The sequence below is a fragment of the Massilia sp. 05N420 genome (assembly GCF_056397205.1).
On sequence record NZ_JBFTMX010000047.1, the window covers coordinates 24,747 to 41,489 of the forward strand.

General features: G+C 66.0%; 14 protein-coding genes. 7 read left to right on the forward strand and 7 right to left on the reverse strand.

The window, feature by feature from the left end; genetic code table 11:
- Window positions 1-48: 48 nt before the first annotated feature.
- Window positions 49-441: a rhodanese-like domain-containing protein gene (locus tag AC1DIX_RS23465; RefSeq protein ID WP_442121226.1), complete on the reverse strand. Its 393-nt coding sequence runs from the start codon at window positions 439-441 to the stop codon at window positions 49-51.
- A 92-nt stretch (window positions 442-533) separates the two neighbouring features.
- On the opposite strand from AC1DIX_RS23465, the gene ftrA reads away from it, so the two are divergent.
- Window positions 534-1,493, forward strand: coding sequence for a transcriptional regulator FtrA (gene ftrA, locus AC1DIX_RS23470; protein ID WP_477327821.1), 960 nt, complete (start codon window positions 534-536; stop codon window positions 1,491-1,493).
- A complete protein-coding gene (locus AC1DIX_RS23475; protein ID WP_477327823.1) occupies window positions 1,490-1,942 on the forward strand; it encodes a DUF2214 family protein in 453 nt (150 codons plus the stop codon). The genes ftrA and AC1DIX_RS23475 overlap by 4 nt, the downstream gene beginning before the upstream one ends.
- Before the next feature lie 7 nt (window positions 1,943-1,949).
- Here the strand turns inward: AC1DIX_RS23475 and AC1DIX_RS23480 are convergent, their stop codons facing one another.
- The 3 genes from AC1DIX_RS23480 to AC1DIX_RS23490 are packed head-to-tail and all read right to left on the reverse strand — an operon-like array spanning window position 1,950 to window position 6,922.
- Complete coding sequence (locus tag AC1DIX_RS23480; RefSeq protein ID WP_477327825.1) at window positions 1,950-3,185, reverse strand: cyanophycinase; 1,236 nt, start codon at window positions 3,183-3,185, stop codon at window positions 1,950-1,952.
- 10 nt (window positions 3,186-3,195) lie between these two features.
- Complete coding sequence (locus AC1DIX_RS23485) at window positions 3,196-5,946, reverse strand: TonB-dependent receptor (protein ID WP_477327827.1); 2,751 nt, start codon at window positions 5,944-5,946, stop codon at window positions 3,196-3,198.
- Window positions 5,939-6,922 (reverse strand): MurR/RpiR family transcriptional regulator, encoded by a 984-nt coding sequence (locus AC1DIX_RS23490; RefSeq protein WP_442121221.1) that lies wholly within the window; start codon window positions 6,920-6,922, stop codon window positions 5,939-5,941. Before AC1DIX_RS23490 ends, AC1DIX_RS23485 begins: the two co-directional genes overlap by 8 nt.
- A gap of 153 nt (window positions 6,923-7,075) precedes the next feature.
- On the opposite strand from AC1DIX_RS23490, the gene AC1DIX_RS23495 reads away from it, so the two are divergent.
- Together AC1DIX_RS23495 and AC1DIX_RS23500 are read left to right on the forward strand one after the other, a co-directional pair.
- On the forward strand, window positions 7,076-8,194 hold the full coding sequence (locus tag AC1DIX_RS23495; RefSeq protein WP_477327829.1) for a succinylglutamate desuccinylase/aspartoacylase family protein: 1,119 nt from the start codon (window positions 7,076-7,078) through the stop codon (window positions 8,192-8,194).
- Between the two features lie 25 nt (window positions 8,195-8,219).
- The gene (locus tag AC1DIX_RS23500) at window positions 8,220-9,593 is read left to right on the forward strand and encodes a YfcC family protein (RefSeq protein WP_477327831.1); all 1,374 of its coding nucleotides are present in this window, start codon (window positions 8,220-8,222) and stop codon (window positions 9,591-9,593) included.
- 112 nt (window positions 9,594-9,705) lie between these two features.
- Here AC1DIX_RS23500 and AC1DIX_RS23505 read toward each other — a convergent pair whose 3' ends face one another.
- Window positions 9,706-11,556 carry a phosphoenolpyruvate carboxykinase (GTP) gene (locus tag AC1DIX_RS23505; RefSeq protein WP_477327833.1) on the reverse strand — a complete coding sequence of 617 codons (1,851 nt, stop codon included), beginning with the start codon at window positions 11,554-11,556 and terminating at the stop codon, window positions 9,706-9,708.
- A gap of 395 nt (window positions 11,557-11,951) precedes the next feature.
- Here AC1DIX_RS23505 and AC1DIX_RS23510 point away from each other — a divergent pair, with 395 nt between their 5' ends.
- A complete protein-coding gene (locus tag AC1DIX_RS23510) occupies window positions 11,952-12,941 on the forward strand; it encodes a D-2-hydroxyacid dehydrogenase family protein (RefSeq protein ID WP_477327835.1) in 990 nt (329 codons plus the stop codon).
- A 39-nt stretch (window positions 12,942-12,980) separates the two neighbouring features.
- Here the strand turns inward: AC1DIX_RS23510 and AC1DIX_RS23515 are convergent, their stop codons facing one another.
- Window positions 12,981-13,739 carry an L-asparaginase gene (locus tag AC1DIX_RS23515; RefSeq protein ID WP_442121216.1) on the reverse strand — a complete coding sequence of 253 codons (759 nt, stop codon included), beginning with the start codon at window positions 13,737-13,739 and terminating at the stop codon, window positions 12,981-12,983.
- Between the two features lie 112 nt (window positions 13,740-13,851).
- On the opposite strand from AC1DIX_RS23515, the gene AC1DIX_RS23520 reads away from it, so the two are divergent.
- Window positions 13,852-14,343 (forward strand): asparaginase domain-containing protein, encoded by a 492-nt coding sequence (locus AC1DIX_RS23520; protein ID WP_442121215.1) that lies wholly within the window; start codon window positions 13,852-13,854, stop codon window positions 14,341-14,343.
- Window positions 14,344-14,429: 86 nt separating this feature from the next.
- Window positions 14,430-16,052 carry a catalase gene (locus AC1DIX_RS23525; RefSeq protein WP_477327837.1) on the forward strand — a complete coding sequence of 541 codons (1,623 nt, stop codon included), beginning with the start codon at window positions 14,430-14,432 and terminating at the stop codon, window positions 16,050-16,052.
- A 79-nt stretch (window positions 16,053-16,131) separates the two neighbouring features.
- Here AC1DIX_RS23525 and AC1DIX_RS23530 read toward each other — a convergent pair.
- Window positions 16,132-16,743, reverse strand: a 612-nt coding sequence (locus tag AC1DIX_RS23530; protein WP_477327839.1) for a recombination-associated protein RdgC, incomplete at its 5' end; no start/stop codon positions are given.

Consider the following 16,743-nt stretch of genomic DNA (forward strand, 5'->3'; position numbering starts at 1 on the left):
AGGCACCCGAAGCTTGGATTCCCGCCTGCGCGGGAATGACGAGGCTTCTTATCTCGCTAACTGGTACCCCTCGTCCAGCCAGCCGGTGATCCCGCCGATCATCAGTTTCACGGGCCGTCCCAGCCTGGCCAGGCGCAGCGCCCCGCGGTGGGCGCCATTGCAGTGCGGCCCGGCGCAGTACACCACGAACAGGGTCTCCGTCGGGTATTCCTTCAGCTTCGCCTCGACGATCTTCCCATGCGGCAGATTGAGCGCGCCCGGCACGTGGCCCTGCCCGTACAGCGCGGGTCCGCGCACATCTAACAGCACGAAGTCCTGCAGGCCGCCGCTCATCGCCTCGTGCACGTCGGCGCAATCGGTCTCGTATTCGAAGGCCGTGCCGAAGTGCCGGGCCGCCTGTTCGCCGGGCGCAGCGGGTATGCTTGACACTGCTGAAGCCATCTCGATCTCCTTTGCAAAATGAGACTGCAGTGTGCCCGTGGGTTCGACAACCCGGCAGTGGCCGCGGCGACAGAAGCTGGTAACATCCGGCCATGTCCCACCACGTCGCCATCCTCGCCTACGACCGCCTGTGCACCTTCGAATTCGGCTGCGCGGTCGAGCTGTTCGCGCTGGAACGGCCGGAGCTGGAGGTGGACTGGTACAGCTACGCGGTGTGCGCCATCGAGCCGGGCCCGCTGCGCGCCGCCGGCGGCCTGACAGTGCAGGCGCCGCACGGCCTGGATGCCCTCGACGGCGCCGGCACCATCGTCATCCCCGGCTGGCGCGACGCGGACGAAGCACCCCCTCCGGCGCTGCTTGACGCCCTGCGCCGCGCCCACGCACGCGGCGCGCGCCTGTGCTCGATCTGCTCGGGCGCCTTCGTGCTGGCGCATGCCGGCCTGCTCGACGGCCGCAGGGCAACCACCCACTGGCGCTATTTCGACAGGCTGGCTTCGCATTTCCCGGCCATCGCGATCGAGCACGGCATGCTGTACGTCGAGGATGGGAATATCGTCACCTCGGCCGGCTCGGCGGCCGGCCTCGACATGCTGCTGCACCTGGTGCGCAGCGACTTCGGCGCCGGCATCGCGAACAGGGTCGCCCAGCGCCTGGTCATCCCGGCCCACCGCGACGGCGACCAGGCGCAGCTGGTGGCGCGTCCGCTGCCGCAGTCGAATACCGACCCGATCGCCCGCACCATGGACTGGGCAAGAGAAAACCTGCGCGCCGCGCACACGCTGGCCTCGATGGCGGAACAGGCCCGCATGGGCGTGCGCACCTTCCAGCGCCACTTCAAGGAACGCACCGGCGCCAGCCCGCTGGACTGGCTGGTGCGCGAACGCGTGATGCTCGCCGCGCAGCTGCTGGAGACCCGGCCGGCGCTCGGCATCGAGGCCGTGGCCGACCTGGCGGGACTCGGCTCGCCCGAATCGCTGCGGCGCCACTTCCGCAGCCACGGCCTGCCCTCGCCGGCGCGCTACCGCAGACAACACGGAGAATCCAGACCATGAGCGACTTCCTGCTGGCCTCGGTCCACCACCTGATCGTGTTCGGCATCGCCTCGGTGCTGGCGGCCGAACTGGCGCTGATGCGCCCCGCGGCCATGTCGCCGCACACGGYCAGGCTGCTGGGGCGCTTCGATGCGGTTTACGGCGCTCTGGCGATGGCGATCCTGGTGGTCGGCTTCGCGCGGGTGTGGTTCGGCGCCAGGGGACCGGATTTCTATCTGCACAATCCGATGTTCTGGGCCAAGATCGGCGCCTTCCTCGTGGTCGGGCTGGTGTCGATCCGCCCCACCCTGCGCATCCTGGCGTGGCAAAAGGTGTTGAAGGCCGATGCCGCCTTCGTGCCGGCCGTGCAGGAGATCGGCGCGGTGCGCCGCCAGCTGCTGATCGAGATCCACGTGTTCGCGCTGATCCCGATCTTCGCGGCCGCCATGGCGCGCGGCATCGGCTTCTAGCCGGCGCTCAGTCGGCCGAGTACAGCGGCTGGTGCATCTTGACCGGCCGGATATCCATCCTGATCCGGTAGATCGAATACGCATCCTCGCGGTTGGTGGCGTATTCCCTGGTGTCCGGCACGCGCGTAAACGTAAACTCGAAGCCGCGTTCCGGCGACTTGCTGGCAGGTCCGTCGAAAGCGATGCCGACGGCGCGCTGCTGGTCGCTGTCCACCAGCTTCTCGAGCAGGTTCACCACCGAGGTGTTGCCGAGGATGTCGGTGGTGAAGATCGATTCGCGGTGCTCGCGGTCGATGTTCTTCAAGGGCTCCTTGTCCGGTCCCGGCGAATAGGCGCGGTTGACGAGGTTGAAGCGGTCGCCGCTGTCCAGGTAACTGATGCGCGCATTCGACAGGTTGAAGTCCGGCTTCGCCTTGTCGACGGTGGCCCCGGCCAGGTCGAGCACCAGTGCGCCGCGGTAGCCGACGATGGTCACGTCGCGCGAGGGACCGACCACGGCGGCGGTGTTCTCGTCGATGCCCAGTCCCAGCGTGTAACCCTTGGCCAGCATCACCGGCAGCATGCGGGYGAAGCGTCCACGGATCAGGAAGTGCTGGTCGATGAAGACGTCGTCGCCGACGAAGCCGAGCCCCGGCGCGACGTCCTTGCCGTCGACCACGCCGTGCTTCAGCAACGGCAGCACATCCAGCGGCGGATCGTAGAACATGGTGCTGCTCATGATGGCGGCGCCGGCGCTGGTGCCGGCGATCACGCCGCCTCTCCGGTACATCGCCCACAGCGCATCCAGCACGGCGGTGTTGCTGCCGTCGGCGCGGCGCAGCGCGCCTGTGATGCGGGCCTGGTCGCCGCCGGTGAAGAAGGCGCCGCCGGCCTTGCCCACCGCCTCCGCCAGGGCCGGATCGTCGGCGGCCCTGCGTGCGTCCGTGCCCGCCAGGCGCGGCGCGATCGGCACCACGAAGGGCTGGGCGCCGTAGCGCTTCAGGTTGGCGGCGGTGAGCTCGGCTTCCCGCTGCGGCGTCCCGGCCGCGGTCGGGAACACCGCGATGCGCGCTCCCTTGCCGCCCGCCAGCGCGACGATCTTCTGGTACACCTCGGCGTTGTTGGCGCGCAGGCCGCCGCCGATGATGACCAGCGATCCTTTCACGGTGGCCGGCGCACCAGCGGCCGGCGCTGCGGGTTCGGCCGCCTGTCCGCCGGCGCCGGCGGACAGCATCGCCAGCGCAAAGTACCATCTCTTCAGCATACGGAACCCATCACTTGAACGAGTAGTTCACGCTCACGAAGCCGCTGCGGCCGCGCGGGTCGGTGTAGCTCGGGTCGTAGCCGGCCAGGAAGAACCAGGCCTGGTTCGAGAACGGCGGATCCTTGTCGAGCAGGTTCAGGATGCCGGCGCGCAGCTTGAGGTTCTTGCCGATCGCCCAGCTGCCGGTCAGGTCCCACAGCGAATACGCCTTCACGTGGTTCGGCGGCAGCAGCGTGTCGGTGTAGGGGTCGTAGGTCGTGTTCTGGTCGGTGTAGCTGGTCGAGTACTGGTTCGCCAGGGTCAGCGTGACCGGGCCGTTGTCCCATTCGAAGTTGATGCGGTGGCGCCACTTCTGGATCACCTGGTCGTTCAGGAACACGTTCAGGTTGCTGCGGTAGGGTTCCTGCGGGCCGAACTGGCGGTCGTACTTCAGCACCCAGGTGCCGGACAGGTTGATGCCGAAGCGTCCCCAGGGGCCGCGCTCGGTGCGCCAGTCGCCGGCGATGTCGAAGCCCGAGGTCTTCAGGCGGCCCTGGTTCTCCTTCATCAGCAGGATGTTGGAGATGAAGCCGTCCTCGTCGCGCTCGATGTACTTGCCGTTGTAGGCGGCCGGGTTTTCGATGATGACCTGTTCGCCCAGGGTGCTGATCACGTCCTTCTTCTCGATGTTCCAGTAGTCGATCGAGAGGCTGGCGCGCTTGACCGGCTCGAACACCACGCCCAGCGTGAACTGGCGCGACTTCTCGGGCTTCAGGTTMGGATTCGAGCGGCGCTCGACGTTCCACTGGTCGGTACAGGTATCGATGCTGCCTTCCTGCTTCACGCACTGCGGGTCGGTCAGGATGCCGGCGGTGGTGCCGAAGATGGTCGGGCGCTTCAGGTCCGACAGCGAGGGCGCGCGGAAGCCGGTGCCGGCCGAGGCGCGCAGCAGCAGGGCCTGGGACGGCTGCCAGCGCAGGCCGATCTTCGGATTGGTGGTGTTGCCGACTTCGCTGTAGTGGTCCCAGCGCAGCGCGAACTGCATCTCCAGTTCCTTGGTGAACGGCGCCACCACTTCGGTGAACACCGAGGCCACCTTGCGGGTATTGTCCGCGGTCTCGACCTCGAGCAGCTGGCCGGCGGGAACCGTGCTGTCGCGGTCGCCGGCGATATTGTTCGACTTCAGCAGCTCCGAAGGCGTGAACAGCTGGTGCTCATGACGCAGTTCGCCGCCGATCGCGATCGCGAGGTCGCCGCCGGCGAGCGGGGTCAGCGCGCGCGACATCTTGCCGTCCAGCGAAGTGGCAATGCCCTTGGCCTTGCGCGCCTCGTCGTTGATCTTGATGCTGTTGATCAGGTCGATGCCGGCCTTGGACGAAGGCGCGAAGGGATTGACGGTGCCGTTGCGCACGGCGGCGTCGAACTTGTCGTAGAGGACGTAGCCGTCGACGTACTTGTCGACCGCGCGGTTCTCGGCGCGCGCCAGGGCCGCGTCGTAGTCCCAGCCCCCCAGGGTACCGGTGGCGCCCAGCACCAGGCGCTGGCCGGTACTGGTCACCTCGTTGCTGCGGTTGCCGGCTTCCGCCATGCGGTAGCGGATGCCGCTGAAGGTGGTGGGCAGGCCGGCGCCCGAGAGCGCCGTGCGATAGGCCTGCGGCAGGATGCTGACCGGCAGGTTGCGGATCCGGACCGGATTCGGCGACAGCACGTATTTCGTCTTCGCCTCGCTCTGCACCAGTTCCGCGAACAGCTGGTTTTCCGAATCCAGCTGGAAGGTCGCGCGGCCGATGAAGCCGACCTTGCGCGAATCCGGATAGATCTCGGTATCTTCCATGTAGTCGTAGCTGCAGCCTGCCACGCCGCCCGGGCCCTTGGGCGCATACACGGTGGCGGGCGGGTTACAGCCCGGCGAGCTCGGATTGACCCGGCTGGAGGTGGTGCCGGCCGGGAGCAGGCCGGCGGCGATCAGGGCGGCGCGCTGCGCGCCCGAGATGTCGATATTCGCCGGGAAGGTATTGCTCGACATCTGGGCCGGCAAGGTGGTCGCCAGCTCGCGTTCCTTGATGAAGCTGCGCTGGCCCGAACGCAGGCGGTCGAGCTGCTGCACGTCGAGCACGCCGAACACATTGAAGCGGTCGGTGCTCAGGTCGCCGAAGCCGGCGCTGATGCTGGCGGTCTTCTTGCCGGCACCGCCGTGCTGGGTACCGGCCAGCGAGCCGGCCAGGTCGACGCCGGTATAGTCCTTGCGCGTGATGAAGTTGATCACGCCGCCGATGGCGTCGGTGCCGTAGATCGCCGAAGCGCCGTCCTTCAGCACCTCGACGCGCTGGATGGCGGCGGCCGGGATGTTGTTCAGGTCGACGCCGGCGTTGTCGCCGGGGGAAGCGAAGTTGGCCAGGCGGCGGCCGTTCAGCAGGACCAGCGTCGACGAGGCGCCGATGCCGCGCATGTTCGCGGCGTTCAGGCCGCGCTGGCCCGAGGTGCCGTCCGTGATGCTGGGGCCGTCCGTGATCGGCGCCGTGTTGGCGCTGATGTTCTTGACCAGTTCGGCGGCGGTGGTGGCGCCCATCTTCTCGATCTCTTCGCGCGTGATCGTCTGCACCGGCAGCGCGGTCTCGGTATCGATGCGCTTGATCGACGAACCGGTGATCTCCACCCGGTGCATCGTCTGGCCCTGCGCCTGCTCCTGCGCCCAGGCCTGTTGCGCCATCAGGCCCAGCGCCGCGGCGACGCTCGATGCCAGGATGGCGGGCCGAAGGGTACTCGAAGTGTGCTTAGTCATTGGTGCTCCCTCTTGGTTTCACTGTGCGGCGCCTGCGGGCGCCTTCCTTTTTCTGCATGCTGCCGGTACGAATCTGGTGTTCGCCGTAGAGGTAGGCGGCAATGGCTTCGGTATGCCGGGCCGCCTTGGCCACATTGGCTTTGTTGGAGGTCATCAGCGATACGGCCAGCGCTTCGATCACGGCCAGTGCGGAGCTCGAGCTACTGGGCAGCACGGGGTGCGCACTGTGGGCATACAGCACGTGATGCCCCAGCTCCGCGAGCGGGGACGCGGGCGAATCCGTGATCGAAACGACGGTCGCGCCGCTGTCGCGTGCGAACCGGGTGAGCGGAACGACGGCCAGCGTGTAGCGCGGCAGGGAGACAACGACCAGCACATCCTTGCCGGTGATATTCGCCAGGTGGCTGGCCGCGACTTCGGTGCCGCCGCTTGCAGCCACTTCGACCACGTGACGACAGAAGGGCTGCAGGTGCATGGCGAGCGCGCCCGCCAGGAAGGACGACAGGCCGAAGCCCATCACATATACGGTACCGGCCTTGGTGAGCACGGCGCCAATGCGGTCGAGCTGGGCACCTGCCAGCGCACGGCTGGTGGCCGTGATGGCCGCCTCCGCGTAATTCAGGCTTTCGAGCGCGGGAGAGGCGGCTGAGGCTTTGCGGGCGATCGTGCTGCGCAGCTTCTCGACCGGCTGCAGTACCGACTGCAGGGTCTCCGCCACCGCGCCGCGCATCGCCGCATAGTTCTTGAAGCCGAGATCGCGCGCGAAGCGGCTGATGGTGGCGGTGGAGACGGCGCAGGCATCGGCCAGTTCTTCGATACCGAGCGCGGTCACGCGAACCTGGTTGCGCAGCAGGTAGTCGGCGATCGTACGGTTCGAGGCCGAGCCCTCGGCCAGCATGCGCAGCAGGCTCTGGCCAAGCGAAGACTCGGCGAAGCCGATGTCGGGCGAAGCGTTGGGCAGAGCGGCTGAAGTCATGATGACCAATGTTAATGAATAAACATTTCCAAATTTAAACCAGGTGTATTCACGAACTCAACATATTTTTGAAAATAATCCATCACGGATTTACCTTGTGTAAAAATTCATACATAATCCGCCGGGCAGCCGACCCGGCCGAGGAGACCGCATATGCATGCACACACCCACCCGATCGCGACCGAACCAGGCGTCGCCAGCTACCAGCTCGCTTCCTGCCACTACGGCAGCCCGGGCAGCGGCAAGAAGGTCTATATCCAGGCCGCCCTGCATGCGGACGAAGTACCGGCGATGCTGGTGGCGCACTTCCTGAAGCGCGAGCTGGACCGGCTGGATGCCGAAGGCCGGGTGCGCGGCGAGATCGTCCTGGTGCCGGCCGCGAATCCGGTCGGCCTGTCGCAAATCGTGCACGGCATGCCCTTCGGGCGCTTCGACCTCGGCACCGGCGTCAACTTCAACCGCGCCTTCCGCCACCTGGCCGACGAACTGAAGCCAGCGCTGGCGGGCAGGCTCGGCGCCGATGCGCGGGCGAACGTCGCCCTGATCCGCAGCGAGGCGCGCGCCGCCGTCGCCCGCTGGGAACCGGCCGACCATACCGAGGTCCTCAAGAAAACCCTGCTGGGGATGGCGATCGACGCCGACATCGTGCTCGACCTGCACTGCGATAACGAAGCCGTGCTGCACGTCTACACCGGCAGCGCGCTGGCCGGGCGGGTCGAGCCGCTGGCGGCGCTGCTCGGCGCGCGCGTCCTGCTGCTGTCCGATGCGTCCGGCGGCGAGCCTTTCGACGAAGCCTGCAGCCGGCTATGGTGGGACCTGGCCGCGCACTTCGGCCCGGATACGCCCATTCCGCCGGCCTGCGCCGCGATCACGGTCGAACTGCGCGGCGAGATGGAGGTGCGCTACGACTACGCCCGGCAGGATGCGCAGGCGCTGCTCCAGTACCTGGCGCGCGAAGGCCTGCTCGACATCCCGCAGGGCCCCCTGCCCGCGCCGTTGTGCGCGCCGACGCCCCTGACGGCCGTCGAGCGCCTGGATGCGCCGCAGTCGGGCGTGCTGGTGTTCCTGAAAGCGCTGGGCGAACAGGTCGCTGCCGGCGAAGCCGTCGCCGACATCGTCAATCCGGTCACCGGCGTCACCGCGACCGTGCACGCGCACCATGGCGGCCTGCTGTTCGCCTCGACCGCCCATCGCCACCTGCTGCGCGGCATGCACATCTGTAAAATCGCCGGGGCGACGCCCTTCCGTTCCGGTTCCCTGCTGAGCCAATGAGGATTCCATAAGCATGCGCCTTCGAATGCCCAATACCTTCGTGCTGCTGTTCGCGATCCTCGCCCTGATCGCGCTGGCGACCTGGTTCGTCCCCGGCGGGAAGTACGAGACCCACCTCGTGGGCGGCAAGCAGCTGGTCGACCCGGACACCTTCCATTACGTGGCCAGCGCCCCGCAGGGCCTGGTGGCGCTGATGAAGGCGCCCATCAAAGGCTTCGTCGAGGCGGCGCAGATCATCGGCTTCGTGCTGATCGTCGGCGGCGCCTTCGCGGTGGTGCAGAAGACGGAAGCGATCGACACCGCGATCCGTTCGATCGCGCGCGCCCACGAACACTCGGCACTGGTGCGCGCGACCATCATCCCGGTGTTCGTCACCCTGTTCTCGCTGGGCGGCGCCACCTTCGGCATGAACGAGGAAGTGATCCCCTTCGTGCTCATTTTCGTTCCGCTGGCACTGGCGCTCGGCTACGACACCGTGACCGGCGTCTCGATCCCCTTCCTCGGCTCCCAGGTCGGCTTCGGCGCCGCCTTCCTGAATCCCTTCAACGTCGGCATCGCGCAGGGCATCGCCGGCGTGCCGGTGTTCTCTGGGATGGGCTACCGCCTGATCGTGTGGGCGGCGGCGACGATTGTGACGATCGCCTTCCTGATGTGGTACGCCGCGCGCGTGAAACGCAATCCGTCGCTGAGCCCGACCTTCGTGCTGGACCAGGCCAAGCGCCTCGAGCATCCGGTGGCCGTGTCGTCCGACGACCGGATGACGGGCCGCCATGCGGCGGTGCTGGCGATCTTCGCAATCGCGCTCGGCACCATGGTGATCGGGGTGGTGAAGTACGACTGGTTCATCGACGAGATCGCGGCCCTGTTCCTGGCGATGGCGATCGTCGTCGGCCTGGTCGGCCGCCTCGGCGCCGACAGCTGGGTGGCGGCCTTCATGCAGGGCGCAAAAGACCTGGCGCCGACGGCGCTGGTGATCGCGATCGCGCGCGCCACCATGATCATCGCCCGCGACGCCCACATCATCGACACCATGCTGCACGGCCTGATGCCGTGGGTAGCGTCGAGCCATCCGGTGTTCGCGGCGCAGAAGATGTACCTGATCCAGTCGGTGATCAACTTCTTCATCCATTCGGGCACCGGCCAGGCAGCGCTGACGATGCCGATCATGGCGCCGCTGGCGGACCTGGTGGGCGTGTCGCGCCAGACCGCGATCCTGGCCTTCCAGCTGGGGGAGCTGTCGACGCCCATGATCCCGACCTCCGGCATCACGGTCGGCGTGCTGGCGCTGGCGCGCGTGCCCTGGCTGACCTGGGCCAAGTGGATGATCCCGCTGCAGCTGATCTACCTGGTGCTGGCGCTGCTGCTGCTGGTGCCGCCCTGCCTGATGGGGTGGAGCTGAGGGGCTTGCGCAATCGCGCATGAAAAAAGGGACAGGCGCTCGCCTGTCCCTTTTTCGTTTTGTGCGGCCGGTTTCGGTGAACCGGCCGTCGTCTCCCCACTAACTCATCGCGTCATGCGCCCAGGCGCTGCTCCAGCTGCTGCTTGGTCGCCACCAGTTCCTGCGGCAGGCGGTAAGCCAGCTTGTCGAACAGCTCGCTGTGCAGCTTCAATTCTTCGCGCCAGGCGTCCTTGTCGATCGAGGTGATCTGCTGGAACTGCGCTTCGGTGAAGTCGATGCCGGTCCAGTTCAGGTCGCCGTACGACGGCGAGGTGCCGAACATGTGCTCGACGCCGCCCTGCTTGCCTTCGGTGCGTTCGAGGATCCACTTCAGCACGCGCATGTTGTCGCCGTAGCCCGGCCACACGAAGTTGCCCTTCTCGTCGGTGCGGAACCAGTTGACGCAGAAGATCGTCGGCTGCGCCGAGATTTTCTTGCCCAGGTTCAGCCAGTGCTGGAAGTAGTCGCTCATGTTGTAGCCGATGAAGGGCAGCATCGCGTAGGGATCGCGGCGCACCACGCCCATCTGGCCGGCGGCGGCGGCGGTGGTTTCCGAGCCCATGGTCGCGGCCATGTACACGCCTTCGGTCCAGTTGCGGGCCTCGGTCACCAGCGGCACCGTGGTCGAGCGGCGGCCGCCGAAGATGAAGGCCGAGATCGGCACGCCGGCCGGATCGTCCCAGGCCGGATCGATGACCGGGTTCTGGGTCGCGGCCACGGTGAAGCGCGCGTTCGGGTGGGCGGCCTTGGTGCCGGACGCCGGGGTCCAGTCCTTGCCCTGCCAGTCGATCAGGTGGGCAGGAGCTTCCTTGGTCATGCCTTCCCACCAGACGTCGCCGTCGTCGGTCAGGGCGACGTTGGTGAAGATGACGTTCTCGCGCAGCGAGGCCATGCAGTTGGGGTTGGTCTTCTCGTTGGTGCCCGGGGCGACGCCGAAGTAGCCGGCTTCCGGGTTGATCGCGACCAGCTTGCCATCCGCGCCCGGCTTGATCCAGGCGATGTCGTCGCCGATGGTGGTGACCTTCCAGCCTTCGAAACCGGCGGGCGGGATCAGCATCGCGAAGTTGGTCTTGCCGCAGGCCGAGGGGAAGGCGGCGGCCACGTATTTCTTGTCGCCCTGGGGTGATTCGACGCCCAGGATCAGCATGTGCTCGGCCAGCCAGCCGGTGCCGCCCTGCTGGGCTTCCTGGTAACCCATGTTGGAAGCGATGCGCAGCGCGAAGCATTTCTTGCCCAGCAGCGCGTTGCCGCCGTAGCCGGAGCCGAAGGACCAGATCTCGCGGGTTTCCGGATAGTGGACGATGTACTTGGTGGCGTTGCAAGGCCAGCGCACGTCCTGCTGGCCGGCGGCAAGCGGCATGCCGACGCTGTGCACGCAGGGCACGAAGTCGCCGTTCTCGCCCAGCACGTCGTACACGGCACGGCCCATGCGGGTCATGATGCGCATGTTGACGGCCACGTAGGGCGAGTCGGACAGTTCGACGCCGATGTGGGCGATCGGCGAGCCCAGCGGGCCCATCGAGAACGGCACCACGTACATGGTGCGGCCGGCCATGCAGCCGTCGAACAGGCCGTTCAGGGTCTGGCGCATCTCGTTCGGGTCGGTCCAGTTATTGGTCGGGCCGGCCTGCTCTTTGGTTGCCGAGCAGATGAAGGTGCGGTCCTCGACGCGCGCGACGTCGCTCGGGTCCGAGCATGCGAGGTAGGAGTTCGGGCGCTTTTCCGGATTCAGGCGTTTCATCGTGCCGGCTTCGACCATCAGGGCGCACAGGCGGTCGTACTCGTCCTGGGAACCGTCGCACCAGTAGATGGCGTCGGGCTTGGTCAGGGCCGCGATCTCGGCCACCCAATTGATGAGTTTGTTGTGCTTGATGTAAGCTGGGACGTTCAAAGCGGCAACGCCGCCCATCACGGGCTGATTCATAGGTACCTCCAATGCCAATAAAGAATTCTTGGGGCCTCGAAAAACCGGCTTCGCGTCACAGGGCCGCGGCTGGCAACGGTGTCATCGAGGGTCCGTCCGTCAGGGAATCCCGGTACCGGGCCCGCGCTCAAGAATCCATTTGGCAATGGATCGGCGCCGGGGTAACGTGATGCGGCGGTCGTGTCGGCTGCTGGCCTCGATCGATGTCTCAAAACATGTCAATCAGACATCGCTGGCCTTTATTTCTGGTCGATTCTACACCCGCACAAATGCGTTTCAAATGCTTCAATAACAAAAATGTAGGAAATTTGGTTGACCAATGTAGTAGGTTATTCTCCATTTTTTGAATCCGCGTTATTTCATTACTTACCCGTACGAAATTTACAGAAAACATTATGAAAATAGCCATCCTTGACGACTACCAGGACGCCGTCCGCCATCTCGATTGCTTCAAGCTGTTGGACGGACACGAGGTCAAGGTGTTCACCAATTCGAGCCGCGGCCTGGGCCAGCTGGCGATCCGCCTGGCACCCTTCGACGCCCTGGTCCTGATCCGCGAACGCACCGCGTTTCCGCGCGCCCTGCTGGCCAAGCTGCCGAACCTGAAGCTGCTGTCGCAGACCGGCAAGCTGGCGGGCCACGTCGATGTGGCGGCCGCGACCGAGCACGGCATCGCGATCGCGGAAGGCATCGGCTCGCCGGTCGCGCCGGCCGAGCTGACCTGGGCGCTGATCATGGCCGCGAGCCGCAAGATCGTCCCCTACGCCAACAACCTGAAGCAGGGCCTGTGGCAGACGGCGTCAAGCAATCCGGAGCTGAACGGCCTGGGGCGGACGCTGAAGGGACGCACCCTGGCGATCTGGGGCTACGGCAAGATCGGACGCATGGTGGCCGGCTACGGCAAGGCCTTCGGGATGCAGGTCATGGTGTGGGGCAGCGAGACCAGCCGCGCGGCGGCGGTCAGCGACGGCTTCCAGGCGGCGCCCTCGCGCGAAGCCTTCTTCGAGCAGGCCGACGTGCTGAGCCTGCACCTGCGCCTGAACGCGGCCACGCGCGGCATCGTCACCCGGGACGACCTGGCGCGCATGAAGCGCGACGCCCTGTTCGTGAATACCAGCCGCGCCGAGCTGGTGGAAGAGAATGCGCTGGAAGACGCGCTGCAGCGCGGCCGCCCGGGCTATGCAGCACTGGACGTGTTCACCGACGAGCCGCTGCCGGCCGAGTCGCCGCTGCTGAAGATCCCGACCGTGCTGGCGACGCCGCACCTGGGCTATGTGGAGAAGGATAGCTACGAGCTGTATTTCCGGGTGGCGTTCGAGAACGTGGTCAATTTCGCGAACGGCAAGGCGACGAACATCTTGAATCCGGACGCGTCGGCGAAATGACCGCATGCGTCGGCGTGGGCATGGAATGCCCACCCTAGGTTATCGCAACTCGGGTTCGCCGGTGAAATTCGGCTTACGCATCGGCATCTCATGCCGGCGCGTCCACAAGCCGGCCCAGCCCGGCGGCCACTCGATGACGGGACCGTCGTAGGCCGGCAGGCCGGCGCGCACCGGCACCACGGGCACCGGCGGCATCTCGACCAGGCCGCCGCCCTTGGGCTGGGGCGCCATGTCAAAGCTGTACATATAACCCGGCAGCAGGGCCTCGCAGACGCCGGCGAACCAGGCGGTATGGTCGTCGTCGCGGCCCAGAGCGCGCGCCAGGCCTTCGGGATCGAACTTCGCCAGCGCGTGGATCAGCTCGTCCGTGCTGGCGCCGGGCGCATCGCCCCAGCCCATCACCGGATTGCCGTTGTATACGTCGCCCGAACCGTACCAGCCTTCGCGCCAGGGCCGCTGCATCCAGTCGCGCTGGCCGGCGAACAGGTGCCAGCGCCAGTGCAGGCCGGACGGCTTCGGCCAGGAGTGCAGGTAGAGCTTTTCGTAACCGGCCTTGTGCAGCTCGCGCACCATCGCCATCAGGCGCGCATGCGGCATGCGGTCCGGCGGCGAGCGGCGGAACAGGATGGCCTCGCCATCGGCGTGCTGCACTTCGTCGGTGGAGAGGTTGAGGTCGAGCGTGCGCGCTTCGTTGCCGAAGCGCGCGGAGATCCAGCCGGTCAGCAGGTTGACGTGGGTAATCACGCCGTAACCGCGATGGCGATGGAAGATGACAGTGCCTGGAGCGACGGGTTTCATGTGATCAATGTACTCATCCGATCCGGAAGATTCTAGCGCAGTCACATGCGGATACATACCCGTTTGCGGCTATCATAAGCACCTTATTTTTCTGCGTTTCCAAACCATTATCATGACTTTGCGGATCATCGCCACCGGCGGCACTTTCGACAAACACTACAACGAACTCAACGGTGTCCTGGGCTTTGCGGACAGCCACTTGCCTGAAGTTATCAAGCGCGCGCGCATCACCATTCCGGCCGCGCTCGAAGTGGTTTCCCTGCTCGACTCGCTCGACATGCAGGACGCCGACCGCCAGAAGGTCCTGGCCGCCTGCCAGGCCGCCAGCGAGAAGGCGATCGTGATTGTGCACGGCACCGACACCATGCGCGAAACCGCCGAGGTGCTGGGCGCGGCCGCGGGCACGAGCGACAAGACCATCGTCTTCACCGGCGCCATGATCCCCTACGAGATCGCCAACTCCGACGCGCTGTTCAACTTCGGCTTCGCCTGCGGCGTGGCGCAAACGCTGCCGCCGGGCGTGTACGTGGCGATGAACGGCACCATTTTCACCTGGGATAAGGTCACCAAGAACCGCGCCGCCGGCGTGTTCGAGGCGCGCTGACACGACAGCATTGCTGGACGGCTATCGGGCGCTGCGCGTTTTCCGCCATTTTTACAATGCTTCTTCCACCAACGCAGGAGGAAGCAATGAGCGAGCAGCGCCCGACTTTGACCACCCGCCAGGGGCATCCCGTCCGCGACAACCAGTCCTTGCGCTCGGTCGGCGAGCGCGGCCCGGCCACGCTGGAAAACTACCAGTTCATCGAGAAGATCACCCACTTCGACCGCGAACGCATTCCCGAACGCGTGGTGCATGCGCGCGGCACCGGCGCYCACGGCTATTTCGAAGCCTACGGCAAGATCGGCGACGAGCCGGCCAGCAAGTACACCCGCGCCCGCGTCCTCAACGAGACCGGCGTGCAGACCCCGGTATTCGTGCGTTTCTCGACCGTCATCGGCGGCAAGGAATCCCCGGAGACGGCACGCGATCCGCGCGGCTTCGCCGTCAAGCTCAAGACCGTCGACGGCAACTGGGACCTGGTCGGCAATAACCTGAAGGTCTTCTTCATCCGCGATGCGATCAAGTTCCCGGACATGATCCATGCTTTCAAGCCCGACCCCGTCACCAACCAGCAGGAGCCGTGGCGCTTCTACGACTTCATCTGCAGTCATCCGGAAGCCCTGCACATGGTTACCTGGGTCAAGAGCCCATGGGGCATCCCGGCCAACTACCGCGAGATGGAAGGCTCGGGCGTGAACACCTATAAACTGGTGAACGACCAGGGCATCGCCCACCTCGTGAAGTTCCACTGGCAACCGAAACAGGGCGTGCGCAACCTCACCAGCCAGCAGGCCGCCGAGATCCAGGGCATTGATACCAGCCACGCCACCCGCGACCTGTACGCGGCGATCGAACGCGGCGAGTTTCCGGAGTGGGAATTCTGCGTGCAGATGATGTTCGACGGCGAGCATCCCGAGCTCGACTTCGATCCGCTGGACGACACCAAGCGCTGGCCGGAAGACCAGTTCCCGCTGCTGCCGCTGGGACGCATGGTGCTTAACAAGAACCCGGACAATGTGTTTGCCGAAACCGAGCAATCGGCCTTCGGCACCGGCGTACTGGTCGACGGCGTCGACTTCTCGGATGACAAGATGCTGCAGGGCCGCACCCTGTCCTATTCGGACACCCAGCGCTACCGCGTCGGCCCCAACTACCTCCAGCTGCCGATCAATGCGCCCCAGGAAAAGGCCCGCGCCCGCACCAACCAGCGCGACGGCCAGATGGCCTTCTACGTCGACGGCGGCGGCGAAGAAAAGCACATCAACTACGAGCCCAGCCTGCTGGGCGGCCTGCAGGAAGCGCCGCAGCCGCAGAAGGACTACCACCAGGTCGTGCAGGGCCACCTGGGCCGCTACCAGACCACGAACACGGCCTCCGACTACAAGCAGGCGGGCGACCGTTACCGGTCCTTCCAGGACTGGGAACGCGACGACCTGGTCAACAACGTCGGCGGCGATCTGAAGAAATGTCCTGAAGTCATACAGCTACGCATGGTCTGGCACCTGTGGCACTGCGACGAGGACTACGGCCGCCGCGTGGCGCAGGTGGCCGGTATCGACCTGGAAAAGGCGAAGGCCCTGCCGCCGCTGCCGGGCAAGCCGGCGCCGCATCAGAACCGCGGCGCGGCCACGTATACCAGCGGACAGGCGGAGATGGGATCGGAGGGGAGGAAGGAGCCGGCTACTTCGGAGGAAGTGGCGACCAAGTGAAAAACAGTCAGCTGACCAACCGTCGTTCCCGCCAAGGCGGCCGGCCAGGTCGGGAACGACGGCGGGTTGCGGGTGTTGCTTACGCCTTGGCTTCCCCGCCCAGCGCCTCAACCAGATCCGCCATCAGCTTCGACAGCTCACCGGTCATCAGCATGATGTCGTTATCGAAACGCTCGTCATCGCTATAGGTGATGGTTTCGTTTTCCTTGATCACGTCCAGCGGCTTGACGCCCTTGATTGCCAGCTGCTCGGTCAGCACGAAGGAGACGCGGCTGTTCCAGGTCATGGCCAGGCGGGTGCACTGCTTGCCGGCGGCGATGTGGCGGCGGATATCTTCCGGGTCCAGCGAGTGCTTGACGTAGCGCACCGCGGCCTTGCTCTCGCCGGTGGCGCGCAGTTCGGTGTCCTGATCGATGGTGAAGTTGTACGGCGCTTCGTCCGATTCCAGCCAGCCAGTCATCACGGCCACCGGCGAGCGCTGCACGCGCAGCGATTCCAGCGGCATCTTGTCGACGGCCTTCAGCAGCAGCTTGATGACGTCGTCGGCCTTCGACGGGCTGGCGGCGTCGACCACCAGCCAGCCGTTGACCGGGTCGATCCAGGTCCAGACATTGCTGCGGATCGAGAATGCGCGCGGCAGCAGTTCGTCGGCCACGCGCTCCTTCAGTTCCTTCATTGCTTTCTTGCCCGG